The 6,573-nt window shown below is 65.0% G+C and carries 3 protein-coding genes and 1 pseudogene; all 4 read right to left on the bottom strand.

The window, feature by feature from the left end; all coding sequences use genetic code 11:
• Positions 1–108: 108 nt before the first annotated feature.
• Positions 109–2,292 carry a YhgE/Pip domain-containing protein gene (locus Q1J95_RS13195; protein ID WP_300268285.1) on the bottom strand — a complete coding sequence of 728 codons (2,184 nt, stop codon included), beginning with the start codon at positions 2,290–2,292 and terminating at the stop codon, positions 109–111.
• Complete coding sequence (locus Q1J95_RS13190; RefSeq protein ID WP_300268283.1) at positions 2,289–5,132, bottom strand: YhgE/Pip domain-containing protein; 2,844 nt, start codon at positions 5,130–5,132, stop codon at positions 2,289–2,291. The genes Q1J95_RS13195 and Q1J95_RS13190 overlap by 4 nt, the downstream gene beginning before the upstream one ends.
• Positions 5,132–5,764 (bottom strand): TetR/AcrR family transcriptional regulator, encoded by a 633-nt coding sequence (locus Q1J95_RS13185; protein ID WP_300268282.1) that lies wholly within the window; start codon positions 5,762–5,764, stop codon positions 5,132–5,134. The genes Q1J95_RS13190 and Q1J95_RS13185 overlap by 1 nt, the downstream gene beginning before the upstream one ends.
• A gap of 135 nt (positions 5,765–5,899) precedes the next feature.
• Positions 5,900–6,573 (bottom strand): annotated as a pseudogene (locus Q1J95_RS13180) (argininosuccinate synthase domain-containing protein); the annotation flags it as partial.

Raw genomic sequence — 6,573 nt, 5'->3', positions numbered from 1 at the left:
GGGATGTCGCGATTCGGCACCAGTTCCGGGCGGTGGCGTCCTGTGCAGGAAGACTGCGAGGGTGGAACCGGGTCTGCGGGCACGACCACATCGATCACGATCTGCACGTCACATGAGCTTCGTGGACGCCAGGGCGCGCAGGAGCTTCTGATTGAAGCCGATGAGCGGGAGTCGCAGCACCAGGCCGAGCAGCAGGGCGGGCAGTGCGAACGCGGCGAGCAACCCCAGCGACACCCAGAAGTCGTTCTGATAGATGCCGGCGATGGCGGAGCGCATCGCGTTCACCGCATGTGTGGCAGGCAGGAACGGACTGATGTTCTGGAACCATTGCGGAAGCACCTGCAGCGGGTACGCACCACCGGAGGTGGAGATCTGCACGACGAGCATCAACACGGCCAACGCCTTGCCGGCGTTCCCGAAGGTCACGACGAACGTGTAGACGATCAGCGTGAACACGAGCGACATCACCCAGCCGGTGAGGATGAGCAGGAACGGATGCTCCGGCTGCACCTGCGTGAACAGCACGCTGCCCAGACACACCAGCGAGCTCTGCAGGAAACCGACGAGCGCGAAGATGCCGAACCTGCCGAGGTACGTCTGCGTCGGCGTGAGGACAGGGAGATCGGAGGCAGCGCCCTGCGGCGGATCGACGCGAATCGACACCGAGATCAGGAGCGCTCCCACCCAGAGGGCGAGCACGGTGTACAACGGCGTCATCGCTGCGCCGAAACTGACGACCGAGTAGACCGGCACTCGTTTCAGGGACACGGGCTCGGCAAGATGGGTGGCCAGCGCCTGTGGGTCCGCGCCGATCACCTCGGTGAGCTCACTGAGGTCGCCCGTATCCATGGCCTTGGTCAGAGCGTTGGCGAGAGCATCGAATCGATCTGCCGTCTCGGTGAGGGTGCTCGAGATGTCGGTCGTCAATGATTCTGCGTGCTCGAGTGCCGTGGTCAGCGAATCGGATCCGGAGAGCGACTCCGCGACGGAAGAGAGATCGCTGCCGATCGAATCGACGTCGCCGCCGATGACGGACAGCGTCTCCGCGAGAGCATCGAGCTTCGGCTGCAGGCTGCCGGTGTAGGCGCTCTGAGCGTCGTCCACGGAAGCTTTCGCGTTCGCAATCAGCCCGGTGATCTCCGCGTGCATGGCTTGAACGTCGGCATCGGTGTCGGTGATGTGCGTTGCTGCGTGATCGAGGCGATCGTGTAGATCCTGCTGTCGCGCGATCGACGCGTCGATGCGGGACACGGCCCGATCGAACGAGTCGACTGCCGATTCGGGGAGGAGCGGGCGGACATCGTTCACCAGGGTGTCACGCAGCTGCTGATGCTGGTCGATCTGGGTCTGCACGCGCGTCGCTGCGGCACCGAGCGCATCCGCGGAACTCGCGGACTGCGCATTCATCGATGAGAACACGTCGTCGACAGAGTCGGCGACAGCCTGATAGCTGTCAGCCGTGCCGGACCGCGCGTCGCCGAGCGCCACGGTCGTCGACGTGAGGACGTCCTTCAGTGACTGGGCGGCGTCCTTTCCGGTGCCCAGTGCGCCAGTGGCATCCTGCAGGGCATCGCCGGATGTCGACACCAGCCCGGATGCGCTGTCGACCAGTGGTCGGCTCGAAGCGATCAGCGAGGTGAACATGTCCGCTGTCGTCGATGCGGCGCGCAACTGCGCGGCGACTCCGCTGACACGTGCCTGCAGACGGGACAGCGTGGCCTGGGTGTCTGCGTCGTCGAGATACCCGGACAGCGACGTGATGATGTTCAGAGCGACCTCGCTGAGCTTCTCCGTGAACACCTCGTTGATGCTTGTGGATACCTCCCCTGCGCCCTGCTCGGTGATCTTCGGGGCGAGGGCGTTCTTCTTCTCGTTCGTGTAGTACTCGATCTTGGTGTGCTCGGAACCGTTCGAGTAGAAGGTCATCATGTCGGCGCTGAAGGTCGGAGGCAGCACGATGGCGGCGTAGTACTCGCCGGACTTCGTGCCGTCGATCGCCTCGTCCTCCGAGGTGATCACCCAGTTCAGATCGTTGTTCGCACGCAGCGCCGAGAGCACCTGCTCGCCGACGTTGAGGCGGATCGGAACGAGGTCGCTCTGATACCCCTCATCGGTGTTGGCGACGGCGACGGTGAGGTTCTTGGTGTTCTCGAACGGATTCCAGCTCGCGATGACGTTGAACCAGGTGAACAGGGACGGGATCACGACCAGACCGAACAGCACGATGACGGCCATGACGTTACTCGTCGCCCGGCGCAGGTCGTGCCGGAACACATGCAGGATGTTCTTCATTCGCGCTCCTGCTGTTCCTGGGTGCCGTCGGCGTCGTCGTCCGGCTCGTCATCGGCGGTGTCGTCGAGCGACGCGGCGTCCGACTCCGCCCGTTCCGTGACCTGTCCGGTGGCGAGCACGTCGGTGTCGGTCGTGTCGGCAGTCTGATCGACGTCGGCATCGATCGCGAACAGATCCTCGAGATCAGCGGTGTCGTCTTCCGATTCCTCCGCATTCTCGACGCCGTCGGCTCGCTCGAGCAGAGCAGTGCGCGCAGGCGCGGGCTCGGTCGCGATACCGGGGATGGACACCGGGATCAGGCGCGGATCGCCGGCGTTCTCGATGGCCAGCGCCTGGCGCAGGTCTTCTTCCGGCATCTTGCCCACCTCTGCGGCCTGCTCGATGCTTTGCTTGATGTACTCCAGCGCCACGAGGAAGGCGATGAGGATCAGGCACCAGAGCGCCCACAGGGCGAGCATCGTCGCCTTCGCATCAGGGACGAGCCAGGCGGAGACGGCGAGAACGGCCATGACCGCGACGCCCACGATCAGAGTGAGCCGCAACAGCGTCGGATACCGATCGGTGAACCGCCGCGCGCGCTGCGCGACTTCTGCGCGGTATCCGTCGCCGTCCGTCAGCGCATGAATGATCTCCGGTGTGCGGCGACGGCCGGTGATCTGCACGTCCTCGCTCACCATCAGCTGGCTGTCGGCGAGACGGCGGTTGAACAGCAGCGCGAAGTTCCCCAGTCGACGGCGCAGGAACAGCCCCAGCACGAACGCGAGCACGACGAAGATCGCGAGCGCCCCCATGAACTGCCAGTAGTGGCCGTCGTAGAAGCCGCTGATGGTCTCACGCAGTGCGTCGATGCCATAGGTGAACGGCAGGAAAGGGTAAAGCCCCCGGAAGAAGTCCGGCATCATCTCGATCGGGTACAGTCCGGATGCCCCGGGGATCTGGAAGATCACCAGCAGGATGCACAGACCCTTGCCGACGATGCCGAAACAGACCGAGAGGGCGTAGATGATGCTGAGGTAGGCCAGGCCGATGAGCACGCTGGTCCCGACGAACGCGAACGGGTTCGCGGTCTGAACGCCGATGACCAGGTTGCCCACGGAGACGAGCACGGCTTGGAACACGGCGATCGATGCCAGAAGCATCCAGCGCCCCAGGTACGCCTGACGCACGGACACGCCTTCCACTCCCTCTGTGTCGACTTCGAGCCGCATGATGACCATCAGCACGAACGCACCGATCCACAGCGACAGGTTGGTGAACAGGGCCGCCATCGCCGAGCCGTACGCCTCGGTGGGGAACAGGACGTTCTGGTCGACTTCGACGGGGGAGGCCATGAACTGGGCGATCTGGTCCGCATCCAATCCACTGATCGTCGCGAGACGGTCCCACACGTCTGCAGCGCTGAGGGCCAAGACGTCGGTGCGTACGCCGCCCAGGCCGGACTCTGCGCCGGCGAGGGTGTCGTCCAGCGCAGTGAGGGCGGTCGAGGTATCAACGAGCTGAGTCTTCAGGCCTGCCAACAGGCTCTGAGCTTGTGTCACCTGGGTTCGCTGCGCACCGAGCGCGGACGAGAACGCGTCGGCGCTAGAAGACAGTGCCGACATCGCGCTGTTGAGTGCGGGGACGCTCTGCAGAAGCGCATCCCGGATGCCACCCGCCGATGTCGAGGCGCTGCTGACAGCGGAGTTGAACGTGTCTGCAGACGCCTTGACGGACTCGATCGTGTTCGAGACGTCCGTGTTCAACTGCGTCAGTTGGTCGAGCACCTCCTGGTCAGCGGTGTTGCGTTCCTTCAGCGCGTCGATGGCCTCGCTGAGACGCTGTTCTGCCTCCGATCCGGCATCGGTGCCGTCGAGTATGGTCTGCAACTGGTCCAGAACCTTGCCGTTCGCCTCGATCACGGCGGAGAGGTCGTCGATCGCCGTACCCACTGCGACGTTCGCCTGTTGCAGGCTCGTCGACAGCGTCGCGATCGACGCATTCATCTTGGATGATGCGTCGGCGAGAAGGGTCGCGCCGGTGACGTACGCAGATGTGACTTTGTCGGTGAACGTCAACAACTCTTGCTGCGCCTCGGCAGCGATGGTCTGGGCCTGCGCGACGGCGCTCTGCACCTCGCCGAGCGTGGTGTCGACATCGCCCAGCGTCGACACGGCGCTGTCGAGCCCCGTCCGGGCGTCGGCCAGTCCGGTCTGCAGCTCGGTGATGCGCGTTCGTGCGGTGGCGACTTTGCCGGCTGCGTCGTCGAGGGCGGTGACGGTGGTGTCGCGCGCATCGGTGAGCCGGCCCTCAGCATCCTCGCCGGCATCCTTCAACTGATCGGTGACGGTCTCTGCGACCACCGATACGAAGGTGCTGTTGATCTGAGTGTCGAGCGTCGAGGCGCCTACATCGGTGATCTTCGGGGCGATCGCGTTCGCCTTCTCGTTGACGAAGTACTGCAGGACGGGACGGGTGAACTCGCCGCTGGTGATGCTGATGAAGTCGCGGCTGAAGTCCTCGGGAATGATGATCGCCGCGTAACTGCGCCCGCTCCTGACGGCGTCCATCGCCTCTTCTTCATCGACGAACTCCCACCCGAGCTGGTCATTCTTCTCGAGCTCGCTGACGAGTTCACCGCCCACGTCGATGTCTCCAGTCAGATCGGAAGTGGCTCCTTGATCCTGATTGACGATCGCGACGCTGACGTGCTGCGTGTTCGAGTACGGATCCCAGAAGGCGACGATGTTGAACCAGGCGTAGAGGGAGGGTGTGACGATCACGCCGATGATGATGATCCACGCCTTGCTCACCCGCGCGAGTCGGCCGACGTCGCGCCTGAAGACGCTCCAGGCGTTGTGCATCAGACCTCCTCCGGGCGGTTCTCGGCAGCAGCGACGATCTCGGGATGGGCGGTGAGCAGTGCGTCGGCCTCGCGCCAGGAGAGACCGGCGATGTTCAGTACGGCGCGCACGGCCGTGGCCGCGGCATCCGAACCCGCGGTGTCGACACGCACGACCATGCGGGCCGTCTCTTCGATGAGGTGGGCGAGCACGTCGCCGGGGACGTCGGTGCGCAGTGCATGCGCCCGGCGGCCGCGGCTGACGATGTTCGACACGACCTGACGCAGGGGCGCCAGCGCGGCGGCGGTGTCGGTCACGTGCGCGTCGTCGAGTGCGATGGCCGTCACGGTCTGGATGTGGGCGACCTCGTGCCAGAGCCGTGAGGCGAGCTGGGCGAGAGCGATGCGCGCGTCGTCGTCGAGCGGCTGCTCGGCGATCGCATTGAAGCGCTGTGCGCCGGTGCGGATGAGTTCGCTGATCAGCGCCGATCGATCGTCGAAGTGTCCGTACAGGGCGCGGCGGGAGAGGCCGGCGGTGCGTGCGATCAGATCGGTCGAGGCGTTGGGGTCCTGTGCCAATGCTGTGCGGGCAGCGGCCAGGATGCTCTCGCGATTGGCCTGTGCATCGCGGCGAGGGGCACGGGTGTCTGTCACGCCCCCAGTTTACGATCTTGCACAGTGATGTGCAAGATAACGTGTGGACGCTCGGCAGATCGGGACGACGAGCCGCGCTCCCAAAACGACGGAGGGGCGGATGCCGCAGCATCCGCCCCTCCGAAAATGAGTGTGTCAGTCGGTGCCCGAGTCGAACGCCGCGCCTTCGGATGCCGTGTCCACGGCATCCGACAGCTTCTCGTCGGTGTCCTCGACAGAACCGGTGATCTCTGATGCTTCGCCAGCCGTGACGCGTCCGACGAGCTCGCCCGTCGCTCCGCCGACCAGGCCGAGACCCGCATACTGTTCCAGGCGCGAGCGGGAGTCGGCGATGTCGAGGTTGCGCATGGTGAGCTGACCGATGCGGTCGACGGGGCCGAAGGCTGCATCTCCGACGCGTTCCATCGACAGTTTCTCGGGACCGTACGACAGGTTCGGGCTGGTGGCGTCGAGGATCGTCCAGTCGTCACCGCGACGCAGACGCAGCGTGACGGTGCCCGTGATCGTCGAGCCGACCCAGCGCTGGATCGACTCGCGAAGCATGAGCGACTGCGGCTCGAGCCAGCGGCCCTCGTACATCAGACGTCCGAGGCGCCGACCCTGCTCGTGGTACGTCGCGAGGGTGTCCTCGTTGAGGATGCCGTTCACGAGGCGCTCGTATGCGATGAAGAGCAGCGCCATGGCAGGAGCCTCGTAGATGCCGCGCGACTTCGCCTCGATGATGCGGTTCTCGATCTGGTCGCTCATGCCAAGGCCGTGGCGACCGCCGATCCGGTTCGCCTCGAGAACGAGCGCGACCGGGTCGGCGT

The organism is Microbacterium sp. (assembly GCF_029263575.1).
GTDB lineage: Bacteria > Actinomycetota > Actinomycetes > Actinomycetales > Microbacteriaceae > Microbacterium.
This window is presented reverse-complemented; position numbering and strand designations above follow the sequence as displayed.